11 protein-coding genes and 3 pseudogenes are annotated in these 16775 nt (G+C 72.6%); 11 read left to right on the top strand and 3 right to left on the bottom strand.

The window, feature by feature from the left end; genetic code table 11:
• Nucleotides 1–31: 31 nt before the first annotated feature.
• Nucleotides 32–2038, bottom strand: coding sequence for a hypothetical protein (locus FHX81_RS02635; RefSeq protein WP_246107588.1), 2007 nt, complete (start codon nt 2036–2038; stop codon nt 32–34).
• Between the two features lie 97 nt (nt 2039–2135).
• Nucleotides 2136–2633 carry a hypothetical protein gene (locus tag FHX81_RS02630; RefSeq protein WP_246107587.1) on the bottom strand — a complete coding sequence of 166 codons (498 nt, stop codon included), beginning with the start codon at nt 2631–2633 and terminating at the stop codon, nt 2136–2138.
• A 145-nt stretch (nt 2634–2778) separates the two neighbouring features.
• Between FHX81_RS02630 and FHX81_RS02625 the strand changes: the two genes are divergently transcribed.
• The 7 genes and pseudogenes from FHX81_RS02625 (at nt 2779) to FHX81_RS40250 (ending at nt 11960) form a co-directional block, all read left to right on the top strand.
• A complete protein-coding gene (locus FHX81_RS02625; RefSeq protein WP_141975031.1) occupies nt 2779–6273 on the top strand; it encodes an ATP-binding protein in 3495 nt (1164 codons plus the stop codon).
• A 29-nt stretch (nt 6274–6302) separates the two neighbouring features.
• A pseudogene (locus FHX81_RS42935) lies at nt 6303–7631 on the top strand (DNA gyrase subunit A); the annotation flags it as partial.
• Between the two features lie 6 nt (nt 7632–7637).
• Nucleotides 7638–8525, top strand: a pseudogene (locus FHX81_RS42930) (LAGLIDADG family homing endonuclease); the annotation flags it as partial.
• A gap of 390 nt (nt 8526–8915) precedes the next feature.
• Nucleotides 8916–10991: pseudogene (locus tag FHX81_RS42925) on the top strand (DNA gyrase subunit A); the annotation flags it as partial.
• Nucleotides 10992–11262: 271 nt separating this feature from the next.
• Entirely contained in the window at nt 11263–11436 is a 174-nt protein-coding gene (locus FHX81_RS40255) for a hypothetical protein (RefSeq protein WP_170231903.1), read from the top strand.
• Nucleotides 11437–11541: 105 nt separating this feature from the next.
• Nucleotides 11542–11796: a hypothetical protein gene (locus FHX81_RS02615; protein ID WP_141975029.1), complete on the top strand. Its 255-nt coding sequence runs from the start codon at nt 11542–11544 to the stop codon at nt 11794–11796.
• Entirely contained in the window at nt 11793–11960 is a 168-nt protein-coding gene (locus tag FHX81_RS40250) for a hypothetical protein (RefSeq protein ID WP_170231902.1), read from the top strand. Before FHX81_RS02615 ends, FHX81_RS40250 begins: the two co-directional genes overlap by 4 nt.
• Nucleotides 11961–11973: 13 nt before the next feature.
• Here FHX81_RS40250 and FHX81_RS02610 read toward each other — a convergent pair whose 3' ends face one another.
• On the bottom strand, nt 11974–13038 hold the full coding sequence (locus tag FHX81_RS02610; RefSeq protein WP_141983681.1) for an acyl-CoA dehydrogenase family protein: 1065 nt from the start codon (nt 13036–13038) through the stop codon (nt 11974–11976).
• A 139-nt stretch (nt 13039–13177) separates the two neighbouring features.
• Here FHX81_RS02610 and FHX81_RS02605 point away from each other — a divergent pair, with 139 nt between their 5' ends.
• The 4 genes from FHX81_RS02605 to FHX81_RS02590 all read left to right on the top strand — a co-directional run bounded on the left by FHX81_RS02605 (nt 13178) and on the right by FHX81_RS02590 (nt 16774).
• Nucleotides 13178–14251: an LLM class flavin-dependent oxidoreductase gene (locus FHX81_RS02605; protein ID WP_141975028.1), complete on the top strand. Its 1074-nt coding sequence runs from the start codon at nt 13178–13180 to the stop codon at nt 14249–14251.
• Nucleotides 14248–14826, top strand: a complete 579-nt coding sequence (locus FHX81_RS02600) for an FMN reductase (RefSeq protein ID WP_141975027.1) — start codon at nt 14248–14250, stop codon at nt 14824–14826. Before FHX81_RS02605 ends, FHX81_RS02600 begins: the two co-directional genes overlap by 4 nt.
• Nucleotides 14827–14890: 64 nt before the next feature.
• The gene (locus tag FHX81_RS02595) at nt 14891–15598 is read left to right on the top strand and encodes a GNAT family N-acetyltransferase (protein ID WP_141975026.1); all 708 of its coding nucleotides are present in this window, start codon (nt 14891–14893) and stop codon (nt 15596–15598) included.
• A gap of 48 nt (nt 15599–15646) precedes the next feature.
• Nucleotides 15647–16774: an acyltransferase family protein gene (locus tag FHX81_RS02590; protein WP_141975025.1), complete on the top strand. Its 1128-nt coding sequence runs from the start codon at nt 15647–15649 to the stop codon at nt 16772–16774.
• Nucleotide 16775: the final 1 nt, after the last annotated feature.

The following is a 16775-nucleotide window of genomic DNA, read 5'->3' as shown; positions in this document are numbered from 1 at the left end:
CCTGCCGACCCGGTCGCCCGCCGGCCGGGCCTCACGCCGTGGCGCGGGCGTGGTGGCGCAGTGCCACGGCGGCCCGTTCCAAGCTCCCCAGCACACCCGGCGGCAGCTCGTGGTGGCGGCCCACGACCTCCTGCGCCATCACCTGCATCGGCGCGGACTCCTCCGCCTCCACCACCGCGAGCACCTTGAACGCCGTCCCCGGCGCGAACAGCACGCGCTCCTGGACCACGCTGCCGAACGAGTCCACCACCGACACCCGCCGACCCGTCACCGACCAGAGCAGGAACTCCACCCGCCCGTCGACCGGCACCACCGGCCCCGCCACCGTGTTGAGCAGACCGTGCTCCACCAGCACGTCACCCGTCCGGAACCGGCGCGCGTCGCCCCAGCACACCGTCACGCCCTGGTGCACCGGCAGCCGCCGCAACCCCGACACCACCGCCGCCGCGTACGGCCACAACCTGCCCAGCTTCCCGCTGCGCAACGCCTCGACGAGGATCTCCTCGTCGTGCCGCAGGCACGCCGACACCGCCGCCAGGTCCGTCACCACCGCCTCGAACGCCTCCGGGTCGTCCGGGCGCTCCACGATGTGCCGGCACGCCACCGCCGCGTGCTCGCCGTACCGCTCGCCCAGCATCCGGCGCAACGCGTCGCGCTCCTGCTCGGTGCTGCGGTGCTCGACCGGCACGACCTCCTCGCCCGCCAACTCACCCCACTCCGGCGCGGGGGACTCCGCCAGCGGGCCGTCCACGCTCAACGGCACCGGCTCGTCCACCGTCACCAGCGGCGGCGGCTCCTCGGCCACCGGCGGCGTCGGCATCGGCGTCGGGTCGCAGAACACGACCTTCAGCAGCCGCCGCACCTCCGGCTCCAGCCGTTCCACCAGCGACGCGCCCGCCACGGCGACCGCGCCCGCCGTCGTGCGGCCGGGCGTGCCGACGGTCAACCGGGCCCACTCCGGGTCCACCGGCAACGACCGCACCTCGGGGCCGTTGTCCTCCGCCTCGCGCACCCACAACCCGGACGGCACGACCTCCAGCACCACGCCACCGCCCAGGTCGTAGACGCCCGGGTCGCGCTCCACCAGCCCCGGCACCGGCACCCGGTACCCCGAGACGACCGGCGCGCCGGCCGCCGGGTAGCGGACCTCGGTCACGTACGGCCGCCACGTCTGCTGCCCGCGCGGGTTCACCGCCACCACGGCCGCGCCGTTGCGCTGCGACCCCACCGGCAGGCCCGTGTACAGCGAGACCGGCTCGCCGAGCCCCTCCGCCACCGCCTGAGCCTGGTGCTCGCCGCCGTACCAGACCAGCCGCACCCGCGTCCGGGCCGCCGACGGCAGCCCGCCCACCAGGCGGCACACCTCGTCCGCCGGGATCGGCGGCTGGCCCGGACCGCCGACCACGACGGTCAGCACGTCGTCGCGGCACGGCAGCCCGATCACCGCTCGCGCGTCCGGCGCCTGCGGGTCGAACTGCGCGCGTTGCGCCCGCAGCCACAGCCCCGCCGGGATCGGTTCGGAGACGCCCACCTCACCCGTCGGCCACGGCACGTTCGGGTCGACCGCCTCCCAGTTCGGCACGGGGAACCGCCGACCCATCGGCACCGGCGACGCGCCCGGCAGGAACCGCAGCCAGCAGCCGTACCCGCCGTTGCCCGCGACGAACGCCACGCCCGGCACGGTGGTGACCGCGCCGTCCGGCGCGACGACTTCGGTCTGCAACTGCTCGGACAGCCACTGCGCGGGCGCGGTCGGCCGCATCGAGCCCGAGTTCGGCGTCATCAGCCGCACCGGACCCCGGCCCTGCAACGCGGCGGCCACGACCGGCCAGAACGACGTCTCGTCGCCCTGGGGCGGGTCGACCACCACGACCGTGCGGCCGCGGTCGACCGGCAGGCCCCGGGCGAGCGCCACCGCGGCCGGCCCGGCCCCACCGGGCGGCCCGACCACCAGCGTCGCCCCCGCGAACGAGGCCGAGAACTGCGGCGGCGGGGGTGCCGGCGGCGCGGTCTGGACCATGGGCTCTCGCTCGACCACCGGCTCCACCTGCGGGGCACGCTCCTTCGGTGCGGCACGTCGGAACTTCAAGGCGCCCGATCACCTCCATGCACGACAGTGCGGGAACGGCAGCACTCTACGCGGGTGGCACCCGATCGGGGGAAGGCGCACTCCGCCCGCGCTCGTCCACTGTGGACCGCAGCACCGCGCCGACCAGCGCGCCGAACGCCACGTGGTCCGCCCACTGCGCGGCCCGGTGCAGCCCCCGGACCGCCGGGAACCGCCGTCCGAGCACCTCCAGGTCGACCGCCGCGATCACCGCCCCGGCCACCGCGCCCGTCCGCGCGTCCAACCGCCACCGCCGGTCCACGGCCCCCAGCACCGCCGTCCAGAACGCCGACACGCCGAGGTGCGAGACCGCGCCGCGGATCACACCCGTGCCGCCGAGCAGGGACGCCGCCGCCCGCGTCGACCGCAGGACGTCACCACCGGTCCACAGCGCGTGCACGGTCGAGGGCGCGCCGCCGAGCGCCGACGCGACCAGCCACGCCCGCACCAGGCGTGGTCCGGAACCGCGCCGGGTACCCGGCGGGGGAGAATCCGCTCGGGCGCGCTTGCTCCGTCGTGGTTCCATGTTCGAACCTGTGTTCGAGTATGACAAGATCACGGGTGTACCACCGACACCGTAACCGGTCCCGGGGACCCACGCGGCCCGCCCGCGTTCCTCGGCTACCGTGAACGCCGCTCGACACACGCCACGACCTGGGGAGAACGACCCGGTGACCGCTGAGATCCTGTACGGGGCCGACGACCTGACCCACCTGGAGGGTCTGGAGGCGGTACGCAAGCGCCCCGGCATGTACATCGGGTCCACCGACAGCAGGGGCATCAACCACCTGTTCACCGAGGTGGTCGACAACTCCACCGACGAGGGCGTGGGCGGCCACGCGACCAGGATCGTCGTGACGCTGCACGCCGACGGCAGCGTCCAGGTCGACGACGACGGCCGCGGCATCCCCACCGGCACGCACGCCAAGTCCGGCCTGTCCGGCGTCGAGCTGGTGCTCACCCGCCTGCACGCGGGCGGCAAGTTCGGCGGCTCCGGCTACAAGACCTCCGGCGGCCTGCACGGCGTCGGCGCGTCCGCCGTCAACGCCCTGTCCCACCGCTTCGACGTCGTCGTGCGCCGCGAGGGCAAGACGCACGAGATGTCGTTCGCGCACGGCGTGCCCGGCGTGTTCGACGGACCCGGCCCCAAGGCCGCCTTCACCCGCCAGTCCGGCCTGCGCGTGACCGGCCGCACCAAGCGCACCGGCACGTCCATCCGCTACTGGTACGACGCCCGCTACTTCGAGAACGGCGCCGCGCTCGACGTCGAGGCCGTCCGCACCAAGCTGCGCAACACCGCCTTCCTCGTGCCCGGCGTCACCTACGTGCTGCGCGTCGCCACCGACGACGCGATCGACGAGGAGACGTTCCACTACCCGGGCGGCCTGGTCGACATGGTCGACTTCCTCGCGCCGAGCAGCGACAAACCGGTCACCGGCACCCTGCTCATCACCGGCGACGGCGTCTACCACGAGAACGCGGCCGACGAGAACGGCGTGATGCGGTCCAAGGTGGAACGCCACGCCGAGGTCGAGATCGCGCTGCGCTGGGGCACCGGCTACGAGCGCACCGTCGAGTGCTTCACCAACACGATCCGCAACGTGCACGGCGGCACCCACCGCCGCGGCTTCGAGCGCGCCGCGCTCAAGGCCGTCCAGGACGCCATCGGCAAGACCCGGGGCCTGCTCAAGCCCAAGGAGGACCCGCCGACCCTCGACGACGTGCTCGAAGGCATGACCGCCGTCGTCCACGTCCGCATCCCCGAACCGCAGTTCACGTCCCAGACCAAGGACGAACTGTCCACCGCGGGCATCACCAAGGTGACGCTCGGCGTGGTCGAGAAGCACCTCAAGGCCTGGACCGAGGACCGCCGCACCAAGGGCGAGGCCAAGATCGTCCTGCAGAAGGTCGTCGACGCCTCCCGCGTCCGCCTCACGCAGAAGCAGCAGAAGGACGCCGCCCGCCGCAAGACGGCCCTCGAAGGCGCCGCGATGCCCGCGAAACTGGTCGACTGCCGCACCACCGGCGTGGCCCGCAGCGAGCTGTTCCTCGTGGAAGGCGACAGCGCCCTCGGATGCTTCACCGGTGACACGCTGGTGGCCCTGGCCTCGGGGCGTGCGATGAGCTTCGCCGAACTCGCCGCCGACTGGGAACGCGGCGTCACGCACTTCGGCTACACGACCGACCGCGCCGGCCGCGTAGTCGTCGCACCGCTCGTGGAGCCCCGGCTGACCAAGCGTGACGCCCCCCTGGTGCGCGTCACCCTGGACAGCGGCGAATCGGTCCGCTGCACTCCGGACCACCTGTTCCGGCTCCGCGACGGCTCGTACCGGCGGGCGGACCAGCTCCAGGCGGGCGACTCGCTGATGCCGCTGTACCGGTCGGTCTCGGCCAGGAGTTCGGGCGACCAGCTCGAGGGCTACGAGCAGGTCTGGATGAACGACCGCGAGGAGTGGGTCTACACGCACTACCTCGCCGATGCCCACAACCTCCGACACGGCCTGGACAGCGCCGACAACGGCACCGTCCGCCACCACGTGGATGTCGACAAGCGCAACAACGACCCGCGCAACCTCCGGCGGATGACGTGGGACGACCACGCCGCCCTGCACGCCTCGATGATGGGCGAGCACGTCCACGCGGGCTACCGGGCTTGGCTCGCCGAGGGCGGCATCGAGTTCAAGTCGGCGATGCTGTCGGCGCAGTGGAAGGACCCGGACTTCCGCCAGGCGTGTCTGGCGCGGTTGGCGGCGCTGAACCCCGACCCGGAGTTCCGGCGGCGGATCGAGCAGGGCTTCCAGGACTGGTACGCGCAGCTCGACCCGGACCAGCGGGCCGGGTACGCCGAGCGGATGCGTCAGCGGCAGGCGGCCTACTGGGCACACCCCGAACACCGGGAAGCCGCGGCCGAGCGAGTGCGGTCGTTCTTCGCCCAGCCGGGTCGCCGGGCGGAGTGGAGCGAGAGGTCGAAGCGGCAGTGGGCCGATGATGACCTGCTGGCGTGGCGCTCGCGGAAAACGGTCGAGCAGTTCGCCGACCCCGCCGAGCGGGAACGCCAACGGGCCGCGGTGGTCGCGTGGCACGAGGAGCACCCGGAATCCGGAGAACGGCACTCGCTGCGGATGAAGCTGCGGATGCTCGACCCCGACAACGACCACTTGGCCAAGGCGCAGGCGGGGCGACGTCGCTACGTGGAGTCGGTGCCCGGGCCGGAGCGTGTCGCCAAGCAGCGCGAAGGCAGGCGACTGGCCGCGCTCAAGCGACTGCGGCCGTTCCTGACGTTGACCGACGCCGAGATCGCCGCGGCGTACGAGAGGGACCGCTTGGCCAACGCCCGCACGGGTTTGGAGTTCGACCGGCTGCTGGAGGCTTTCGACAGCGACCTCGCTCGGCTCCGGGAGGCCGCTGCCCACGTCAACCACGGGGTGGCCTCGGTCCAACCGCTCACCGAGACGGCGGACGTCTACGACCTGACGGTCGACGGCTACCACAACTTCGCGCTCGAAGCGGGCGTCTTCGTGCACAACAGCGCACGCATGGCGCGCGTGTCGGAGTACCAGGCGCTGCTGCCCCTGCGCGGCAAGATCCTCAACGTGCAGAAGGCCAGCCTGGCCGACACCCTGCGCAACGCCGAGATCGCCAGCATCGTGCAGGTCCTCGGCGCGGGCACCGGGCGGACGTTCGACCTCACCACCATGCGCTACGGCCGGGTGATCCTGATGGCCGACGCGGACGTCGACGGCTCCCACATCCGCACGCTGCTGATCACCCTGTTCGCCAAGTACATGCGCCCCGTGATCGAGGACGGTCGGCTGTACGCGGCGATGCCGCCGCTGCACAAGGTGATGACCAAGGGCCGCAACCCGGAGACCCACTTCACCTTCACCCAGCGCGAGATGGAGCAGAAGGTCGCCAGGCTGGAGAAGGCCGGCAAGACCGTGGTCAAGCCGGTGCCCCGGTTCAAGGGCCTGGGCGAGATGGACGCGGACGAGTTGTGGGAGACCACGATGAACCCCGCCACCCGCTCGGTGCGCCGCATCACCATGCACGACGCCGAAGCCGCCGAGGCCGCGCTGGAGCTGCTGATGGGGGAGAAGGTCGAGCCGCGCCGGGCGTGGCTCGTCGAGTCGGCCGCCCGGGTCGACCAGTCCGCGATCGACGTCTGACACGCCCGACACAGAGGGAACGACCGACCATGGCACGCCGCAAGACCCCCACGACCAGGGTCGACCCGTCCGCCTTCGACCGCGCGGGCGCCCAGGTCTTCGACAACTCCCTGACCACCGAGATCGAGGACTCCTACCTGGAGTACGCGTACTCGGTGATCCACTCGCGGGCGCTGCCCGACGCGCGGGACGGCCTCAAGCCGGTGCACCGCCGGATCCTGTTCTCGATGAACGAGCAGGGCCACCGCCCGACCAGCCCGTACGTGAAGTCGTCGCGCGTGGTCGGTGACTGCTTCGTGCGCGGCGCGCTCGTCTCGACGCCCGGGGGCCTGCGGCCGATCGAGGCGATCGAGGTCGGCGACCTGGTGCTGGACGGCCGGGGCGAGCCGGTCGCGGTCGACGAGGTCTACGAGAACCCGGTGTCGGAGCTGGTGCGCGTCACCTGGTCGGACGGCCACTCGATGCTCGTCACGCCCGGCCAGCGGTTCCACACCGGTGCCGGGTGGGCCGACGCCGACTGGACCGCGGCCCGGGACCTCGCGGGCGTGCGCACGACCGGGTTCGGCGCCGAGCGGCACGCCACCCTGCTCGCCGACGGCGACGCGACCGGGTTCGTGCTCGGCCTGCTCGCCACGTCCGGCGAGGTGCTCGCCGACGGGCGGGTGCGGCTGGAGTCCACCGACGCCGACGCGATCGACACCGCGCACGGCTGGGCCATCGCGCACGACGTGACCACGTCCCGGGAGAAGGACGGCGAGCGGCTCGCGCTCACCTTCGCCCGGCACCCCGCGCTCGCCGCGGCCGCGACCGGCCGGCTGGACGCCGTGCTGCGCGACCGCTCGGCCTGGACGCCGTTCCTGGCCGGCCTGTTCGCCGCCGCGGGCCAGGTCCGGGACGGCATCGTGCTGCCCGGCGGCGACGCGGAGTACGCCGTGCTGGCCGACGCGGGCCTCCGCGCCCGGCGTGACGCGACGACCCTGACGGTCACCGGCCGGGACGCGGCCGCGCTCGCCGTGGCCCTGCTGCGCTGGACCGGCGTCGGCCCGCGCCAGGACGGCCTGGTCCAGGTGATCCGCGCGGCCCGCCACGCCGACGACGCGCCGTTCCCGCACGTGGTGTCGGTCGAACCGGCCGCGCCGGACACCACCTACGACATCCGGGTGTCGAGCCCCGAGCACGCGTTCGTGGTCAGCGGGTTCGTGGTGCACAACTGCATGGGCAAGTACCACCCGCACGGCGACACGGCGATCTACGACGCGATGGTCCGCCTGGCCCAGGACTTCTCGCTGAACACCCCGTTGGTCGACGGGCACGGCAATTTCGGCAGTCCGGACGATGGACCGGCGGCCAGTCGCTACTGCGTCGTGGGTGATACCCGGATCCGGCTCGCCGATGGTGGCAGCCCGCGCATCGCCGACTTGGTGAACCTTTCCGCGGATTCCGAAGCCGATGCCGATTTCGAGGTGTTGGACAAGGACGGCAAGGCCGTGCGGGTCGACAAGGTGTTCAACTCCGGTGTGCACCCGACCCTCCGGATGACGACCGGGTCCGGTTTCTCGGTGCGGGGGAGCGAGAACCACCTCGTCCTGTGCCTGGAAGCCCCGATGGGTGTGCCGATCTTCCAGTGGCGGCGGCTCGACGAGTTGCGGCCGGGAGCGGTCGTCGCGGTCGCCCGGAACGCGTGGTCGCAGGTGGTGCCGACGGCGCAGGAGTACATGCTGGGTGTGCTCGGCGGAGCCTGGGTGTCGGCGGGTTTCGCCAGTGCGGACCGGGCCGGGTTCAACAACACCGACGAACACTTCTTCAACGAGGTGCTCCATGCCTACGACCAGGTGGTCGGGGGCGAGCGTTGCGTGTCCGAGCGTCAGACCCGTCGGGATCGCAAGCTGATCCGGGAACTCGACGTGCAGGAGCACGCGGGCGGGATGGAGGCGTTCCGCAACAGTCCGCTGGCGGAGTTCGTCGGGCACCAGGAACGCGACAAGTTCGTGCCCGAGTTCGTGTGGACCGGTGGTTGGGGGATCAAGCGCGCTTTCCTGATGGCGGCGTTCGAAGGTGACGGCGGTTGTCGTGAGGCGAACAACGGCTTCACGATCCAGTACACGACCTACAGCGCCACACTGGCCGCGCAGATGCAGGAATTGCTGGCGGAGTTCGGCGTGATCGCCGTCCAGCGCCAGTACCGGCGTCCCAGCGGCCCGGTCGAGCACCGCCTGGTCGTGTCCGGGCTTCGCGATGTCCGTGCCTTCGCCGAACGGGTCGGCTTCCTCAGGACCAAGCAGGCCAAGCTCGGCTCCTTGCTCCGGCGGTTCCCGCTGCGGACGCACCGGTTGAGCGCCGACCGGGTGCCGTTCGTCGCCGAGTACGTGCGCGCCGCCCTCGACTTCGACCGTCGGGGCGGTGGCCGCGAGTGGCTGACCCAGCACGACTTCGACCGCGTCGAGCGGTGGGAGACCGAGCGCTTGAGGATCATCGACCGGATCGAGGACACCGAGGTCCTGGCGACGATCCTGCCGATCATGGACTCGGGATACCGCTTCGAGGAGGTGACCGATGTGGTGGCGTGCGCGCCGGCCGAGGTCTACTCCGTTCGAGTGGAGTCCGAGGACCACTCGTTCCTGGCCGGTGGGTTCGTCAACCACAACACCGAGGCACGCATGTCGCCGGCGGCGATGTTGTTGGTGGGGGAGCTGGACGAGGAGACCGTCGACTTCCGGCCCAACTACGACGGGTCGTTGCAGGAGCCGTCGGTGCTGCCCGCGGCGTTCCCGAACCTGCTGGTCAACGGCACGTCCGGGATCGCGGTCGGGATGGCGACGAACATGATCCCGCACAACCTGGGCGAGGTCGTGGCGGCCGCGCGGCACCTGGTGACGCACCCGGACGCGACGCTGGACAAGCTGATGGAGTTCATCCCCGGCCCGGACCTGCCGACCGGTGGCGTGCTGCTCGGGCTGGACGAGGTGCGCAAGGCGTACGAGACCGGGCGCGGCGTGGTGCGGATGCGGGCCAAGGTCGAGACCGGGTTGCTGGAGGGCAGCCGGGGCAGGCAGGCGATCACGGTCACCGAGCTGCCTTACGGCGTCGGCCCGGAGAAGATCATCGAGAAGATCACGGACGAGGTGACCAAGTCCAAGCGGCTGACCGGCATCTCCGACGTCAAGGACCTCACCGACCGGGAGAACGGCACCCGCGTGGTGATCGAGTGCAAGGTCGGGGTGAACCCGCAGGCGCTGCTGGCCGACCTGTACCGGCTCACGCCTATGGAGCAGTCGTTCGGCATCAACAACCTGGTGCTCGTGGACGGCCAGCCGCGCACGTTGGGCCTCAAGGCGCTGCTGGAGGTGTTCCTCAAGCACCGCTACGAGGTCGTCACCCGGCGCACCCGGTTCCGGCGGCGCAAGCGCGAGGACCGGCTGCACCTGGTCGAAGGCCTGCTCAAGGCGCTGCTGAGCATCGACAAGGTGATCAAGCTCATCCGGGGCAGCGAGAACGCGGCCGCCGCGAAGGAGGGCTTGATGAAGTCGTTCAAGCTGTCCGAGATCCAGGCGACCTACATCCTGGACACGCCGTTGCGCCGGTTGACCCGCTACGACTCGCTGGAGCTGGAGGCGGAGCAGGAGAAGCTGCGCGGCGAGATCGCCGAGCTGAGCAAGATCCTGGACGACCCGGCGGTGCTGCGGAAGGTCGTCTCGACGGAGCTGGCGAAGGTGGCCAAGGACCTCCAGCAGGAGCGCCGGACCACGCTGCTCGACGGTGACCTCAAGGAGGTGCTGGCGGCGTCGAAGCCGGCCGGGCCGCTGGAGGTCGCCGACGACCCGTGCCAGGTGATCCTGTCCGCGACCGGGTTGGTGGCGCGGACGGCCGCGGAGTCGGAGGAGTCGTCGGAGGCGCGGCGGCGCAACGGGCGGACCAAGCACGACGCGGTGGCGGCGACCGTGCACACGACGGCGCGCGGCCAGGTGCTGCTGGTGACGAACCGGGGTCGGGCGTTCAAGACCGACGTGCTGCCGTTGCCGGTGCTGCCCGAGCAGAGCGGCACGGTGTCGTTGAGCGGGGGCATGGCGGCCGGTGAGCTGGTGGACCTGCAGGCCGGTGAGCGCGTGGTGGGCATCGCGCCGCTGACCGACACCGAGTCGCCGGGGCTGGCGCTCGGCACCCGGTCGGGCACGGTGAAGGTGTGCGCGCCGGAGTGGCCGGTGCGGTCGGACGAGTTCGAGGTGATCACCCTCAAGGAGGGTGACGAGGTGGTCGGCGCGACGTGGTTGCGCGGCCCGGACGAGACGCTGGTGTTCGTGACGTCGGAGGCGTCGCTGTTGCGGTACCCGGCGTCGCTGGTCCGCCCGCAGGGCCTGCGCGGTGGTGGCATGGCGGGCATCAACGTGGGGTCGGACGCGAAGGTGGTGTTCTTCGGCGCGGTCCGCACGGACGACGACGAGCACGGTGAGCCGATGGTGGTCACGTCGACCGGGCAGAGCGTGAAGGTGACGCCGTTCGCCGCGTACCCGGCGAAGGGGCGGGCCACGGGTGGTGTGCGGGCGCACCGGTTCCTCAAGGGGGAGGCGGCGTTGGCGCTGGCCTGGGTCGGGCCGAGGCCGGCGGGCGCGGCGCGCAACGGGTCGCCGGTGGAGCTGCCCGTGCCGGACGAGCGCCGGGACGGCTCCGGGCACGCGCACCCGGGTCCGGACGTGGTGGGTCACCTGATCGAACGCGACTGACGATCGTTGTCGGCGGCGCTCGGCGGTGTGACCACACCGCCGAGCGCCGCCGACGCCGAGGACCCGCGCCGTGGCCGGGACGCGCGGCGGTAACCGTTCCTGCCGCACCGGGACGAGGCGTTCGCCGTGCCGGCGGACGCCGCCGGCGCTCTACCGCGAGATCCACGACGTGCTCGTGCCGGTGGCGTGGTCGCCAACGCCGACCGGATGCCCGAAGGGCCGATCGTGGGGAGGGCTGCGCCGGCGCACCCGGCGTCGGCCGACGCCGCGCGTGACCGGGGTGGAGGGCGACCCGGCCGACTTCCACCCGCCCGCCTCATGGCACCTCGGCGCCCTGCGCGCGGCCGGGTCCGACGAGGTCGCGGTGCGGTGGCGGCGGGACGACACGGTGTTGGTCGTGGCCCGTCGGCACCTGTGGGGGTGCGGTTGTCCCGCTGACGGGTGACCGCCGTCCGTGGCAGAGTCAGGACGTGATCACCGAGAGCTAAGTGCTGTTGCCGGCCCGCTTCACCGGGCCACCGCAGTCGGGGCAGGGCGGCTACGTGTGCGGATGCTGGCGGGCCTCGCGCCGCCCGCCGAGGGCACCGCCGTGGTCACGCTGCTGCTCCCGCCCCCGCTGGAGCGGCCGATGCGGCTGGAGGCCGGGCCCGAGCAGGCCGTGCTGATGCTCGGCGAGCTGGTCGTCGCCGCGGTCAACTCGACCACCGAACCCGTTCGTCGCCGCGGTCACCTCGGGGCGTGCTGGACTGCCCCGGCGGCTGGACCACCGACCCTCGCGACGACCCGATGGTGCTCACCCGGATGACCGCCGACCTCGTCGGTCCCGTCCGGCTGGGCGAGCCGCACGTGGTCGTGGCGCGGCAGGTCCGGCGCGTCGGCCGGGTCGCCACCAACCTGACCTCGGTGTACGGGCCGGACGGTGCGCTGGTCGGCACGTCGTCGGCCGAGTGGACCGCGTTGCGACCGTGACGCCGGGTCGGCGTCAGCCGCGCGGCCGGTTGCCCAGGAACACCGGGCCGTAGCGCTCGGCGTTGGCGTTGGGGTGCAGGACGGCGTGCAGGTTCACCGCGTGCACGTCCCGCCGGATGCGGTGCAGCGCCGGGCTGCCCGCGCCGAGCACGTCGACCGCGTCGCGGGCCCGCAGGCAGGCCTCGCCGAGGTCGCGGCGCACCCCGGCGCGGTCCTCGGGCGTCCACTCCTCGCCGCCCGCGGCCTTGAGGTCGACCAGGGCGGCGGTGCGGCGGGCGTGGACCTCGGCCTCGTCGGCCAGCACGGTCGCCTCCCGCAGCGCCGACGGCGCCGCCGAACCCCGGGCCACCTCGACCGCCGCACGGGCCAGGCCGACCGCGGGCGCGCTCACCGCGGCGCAGGCGGCGGGCATGAACGGCGCGCGGAACATCGGTTCGGCCGCGTCCGGGTGGGCGCGCAGCACGGGCGCGAGCCGCAACACCCGTTCCGCCGGCACGAACACGTCCTTGGCCACCGTGGTCACGCTGCCGGTCGCACGCAGTCCGGTGGTGTGCCAGTCGTCCACGACCTCCAGGTCGACCAGCGGGATCGCCAGCGCCACCGGCGACTCGTCCGGCAGCAGCAGGGCGGCGTTGGTGGTCCAGTGGCTCTGCGGCGCGCCCGCGGTGAACGCCCACCGGCCGTTGACCAGCACCCCGCCCGCGACCGGCCGGGCGGTCGCGGTGGGGCTGAGGATGCCGGTGACCCGCACGTCCGGCTTGGCGAACACCTCGCGCCGCACCTCGGTCGGGAACTGGCCGACCACCCACGTGGAGATGGCCCACACCGCCGCCGTCCACGCCGCCGACCCGTCGCCGCGCGCGAGCTCGGAGATCACGTCGACCACCGTGGCCAGGTCGGCCTCGTGGCCGCCGTGCTCGGCGGGCACGCGCAGCCGCAACACCCCCGCTTCCGCCATCGCCTCGACCGCGCCCTCGTGCAGCCTGCGGTTCTCGTCACCCCAGGCGGCGTGGGCGCGCAGGACCGGGACGATCTCCGCGGCGCGCCGCACCAGCTCGGGCTGACCCGTCCCGTGCATCACCGTGCCGTGCCTCCCCCAGTGGTGACCCGTGACACACACCTTGGCGTGCTCCGCGCCACCAGACAACACCGGAATAGCCGGCGACCCGGTACCGTTGTGCCGGTTAGTTGAAAGCGCAACTAGTTGAGGAGTGGCCATGCAGTTCGGTGTCTTCACCGTCGGCGACGTGACGCCCGACCCCACCACGGGCCGGACGCCGACCGAGGCCGAGCGCATCAAGGCCATGGTCGCCATCGCGCTCAAGGCCGAAGAGGTCGGCCTGGACGTCTTCGCGACCGGCGAGCACCACAACCCGCCGTTCGTGCCGTCGTCGCCGACGACGATGCTCGGCTACATCGCGGCGCGCACCGAGCGGCTGATCCTGTCCACCGCGACCACGCTGATCACCACCAACGACCCGGTGAAGATCGCCGAGGACTACGCGATGCTGCAGCACCTGGCCGACGGTCGGGTCGACCTGATCATGGGTCGCGGCAACACCGGTCCCGTGTACCCGTGGTTCGGCAAGGACATCCGCGACGGCATCGACCTCGCCATCGAGAACTACGCCCTGCTGCACAAGCTGTGGCGGGAGGACGTCGTGGACTGGGAGGGCAAGCACCGCACCCCGCTCCAGTCGTTCACCTCGACCCCGCGCCCGCTCGACGACGTGCCGCCCTTCGTCTGGCACGGCTCGATCCGCAGCCCGCAGATCGCCGAGCAGGCCGCGTACTACGGCGACGGCTTCTTCGCCAACCACATCTTCTGGCCCAAGGAGCACTTCCAGCGGCTGATCGGCTTCTACCGCGAGCGCTACGAGCACTACGGGCACGGCGCCGCGCACCAGGCGATCGTCGGCCTCGGCGGCCAGGTGTTCATGCGCCGCAACTCGCAGGACGCCGTGCGCGAGTTCCGGCCGTACTTCGACAACGCCCCGGTGTACGGGCACGGCCCGTCGCTGGAGGAGTTCACCGAGCAGACGCCGCTGACCGTCGGCAGCCCGCAGGAGGTCATCGACAAGACGCTGACCTTCCGCGAGCACTTCGGCGACTACCAGCGCCAGCTGTTCCTGATGGACCACGCGGGCCTGCCGCTGAAGACGGTGCTGGAGCAGCTCGACCTCCTCGGCGAGATCGTGCCCACGCTGCGCCGCGAGTTCGCCGTCGGCCGCCCGGCCGACGTGCCCGACGCCCCCACCCACTCCTCGCTGTTGAAGGCAGGTGTCCGATGACCACGCTCGCCGTCGTGCAGGCCGGGCTCGGGTCGCCGTCGTCCACCCAACTGCTGGCGACCCGGCTGGCCGAGGCCACCGAGCGGCTCGTGCCCGGCCTGGAGGTGCGCACCACGCACCTTCGGGACGTCGCGCGGGACATCGCGGACAACCTCGTGACCGGGTTCCCCAGCGCGCGCTTGCGCGAGGTGGTGGAGTCGGTGGTCGGCGCGGACGCGGTGATCGCCGTGACGCCGACGTTCAACGCGTCCTACAGCGGGCTGTTCAAGTCCTTCGTGGACGTGCTGGAGCCCGGGTCGCTGGCGGGCAAGCCGGTCCTCATCGGCGCGACCGGTGGCACCGAGCGCCACTCCCTGGTGCTCGACCACGCGTTGCGCCCGCTGTTCGCCTACATGCGGGCGATCGTCGTGCCGACCGGCGTGTACGCCGCGTCGTCCGACTGGGGCGCGGAAGGGCTGCCCGGCCGCGTCGACCGGGCCGCGGGCGAGCTGGCCGACCTGCTGGTCGGCCGGGCGCCGGCCAAGCCCGCCACCACCGATTTCGTGCCCTTCGACCAACTGCTCGCCGGACGCTGACGGGCCGGTGCGGCGAGGCGGAAATGACGCGACCACCGGCACCCGTGCCGCATAGGGTCGGCCCATGTCCGCCTCGCTGCAGCTCGCGGTGCGCAACGCCGCCGCCCTGACCACCGGGCTCGCCCGCTCCCGCGGGCACGACCTGATCAGCCGGCCGGCGTTCCTCGCGATGAGCGGACCGACGCTGCTGCGCGTGCTCGCGGTGCGCCCGGACCCCGACCCGGACGACTTCGCCGAGCTGGTGCTGCTGGTCAAGCGGGCCGAGGCCCGGGTGGTGGTGGAGGACTCGTTCGGCACGATCGACGGCACCGCCCTCGGCCTCACCGCGCGGTACCTGCCGGTGATGATCCGACCGCCCGACCCCGTGCCGCCACCGGCGCTCGAGATCACACCGGTGCGGACGGCCGAGGAGTGGGCCGTCGCCGAGCAGGTCGTGGTCGACGGCTTCCCGCTGCCCGGCTTCGCGACCGGCGACGCGCTGCCCGTGGCGCTGGGGCACCGCGAGGGCTTCCGGATGCACACGGCGTGGCGCGACGGCGTGGTGGTCGGGGCGTGCCTGACCGTCGTGGAGGACGACGCGGCGGGCGTGTACTGGGTGACGACCCTGCCCGAACACCGATCCCGCGGCGTCGGCCGCGCGCTGATGCACGCGGTGATCACCGGGTTCCCCGTGCCGGTGACCCTCACGGCCGCCAAGGCGGGCCTGCCGCTGTACGAGTCGCTGGGCTTCTCGGTCGTCACCCAGGCCACGTGGTGGTCCAACGCGGACTGACGGACATTTCGCCCTCGTCTCCCGGCCCGCAGCCGTTACCTTGGGCTTATGACCGCAGAGGTGGGGCAGCGGTCCCGGCTGGCCGCGGTGGACAACCTGAAGGTGTTGCTCGTCGCCTGGGTGATCGGCGGGCACGCGCTGCTCGGGTACTCGGCGGTGGGCGGGTGGCCGTACGACGAGGTCAACGAGGTCACCTTCGAGCCGCACGTCGAGGCCGTGCTCGCCGCCGTCCTCGGCCCGTCCGGCCTGTTCCTGATGGGCACCTTCTACCTGCTGTCCGGTCTCTTCACGCCCGAGTCGGTCGCGCGCAAGGGCGCCGGCCGGTTCATCCGCGACCGGCTCCTCCGCCTCGGCCTCCCGTTCGCCCTGTCGGCCCTGCTCGTCTGGCCGCTCACGCTGTGGCCGGCCTACCGGGCCGCCGGGCACGACGTGACGCCGTGGTGGGTGTTCACCCACCGCGACCCGCTGCTGGACTCCGGCTCCCTGTGGTTCGTCGAGATCCTGCTGTTGTTCTCCATCGCCTACGCGCTGGTCGGCCGACCGCGCGCGGAGCCGTTCACGCTGACCGGGGGCCACCTCGTCGTGGTCACGGCGGGTGTCGTGGTGAGCACCTTCGCGGTGCGGCTGTGGTTCCCGGCGCGCAGCGGCCAGATCGGCGACCTGCACGTCTGGTGGTGGCCGCAACTGATCGCCATGTTCGGCGTGGGCATCGTGGGCGCGCGCTCGGGCCTGGCGCAGCGGGTGCCGGACCGGATGTGGCGCGGCAGCCGGGTCGTCGCGGCGCTGACCTTCGTGTCCGTGCCGGTGGCCGCCGTCGTCCTGGGCGTGTCCGACCTCGCCGGGCAGGCGGGCCCGTTCCTCGGCGGCTGGCACTGGGAGGCGCTGCTGTTCGCCGTCGTGGAAGCCGTGCTGGTGGTCGGCGGGTCGCTGTGGCTGCTCGGCCTGGCGCAACGGCGGCTGACCCGCGACGGTCCGCTGGCCGCGGCGCTCGCCCGCGGCGCGTTCGCCGCGTTCTTCATCCAGGGGCCGGTGCTGATCGTGCTCGCGGTCCTCGCCCGGCCGCTGCCGTTCCCGGCCGAGGTGAAAGCATTCCTGGTGGCCGCGGTGGCGATCGCGGTGTCTTTCGGGGCCGGCTGGCTATTGACCGCGCGCACCCGGCTCGGCCGCTTTCTCTAAT

This window comes from Saccharothrix saharensis, assembly GCF_006716745.1.
GTDB classification, from domain to species: domain Bacteria; phylum Actinomycetota; class Actinomycetes; order Mycobacteriales; family Pseudonocardiaceae; genus Actinosynnema; species Actinosynnema saharense.
The sequence above is the reverse complement of the archived record's forward strand: the minus strand, read 5'-3'. Positions and strand labels throughout refer to the sequence as shown.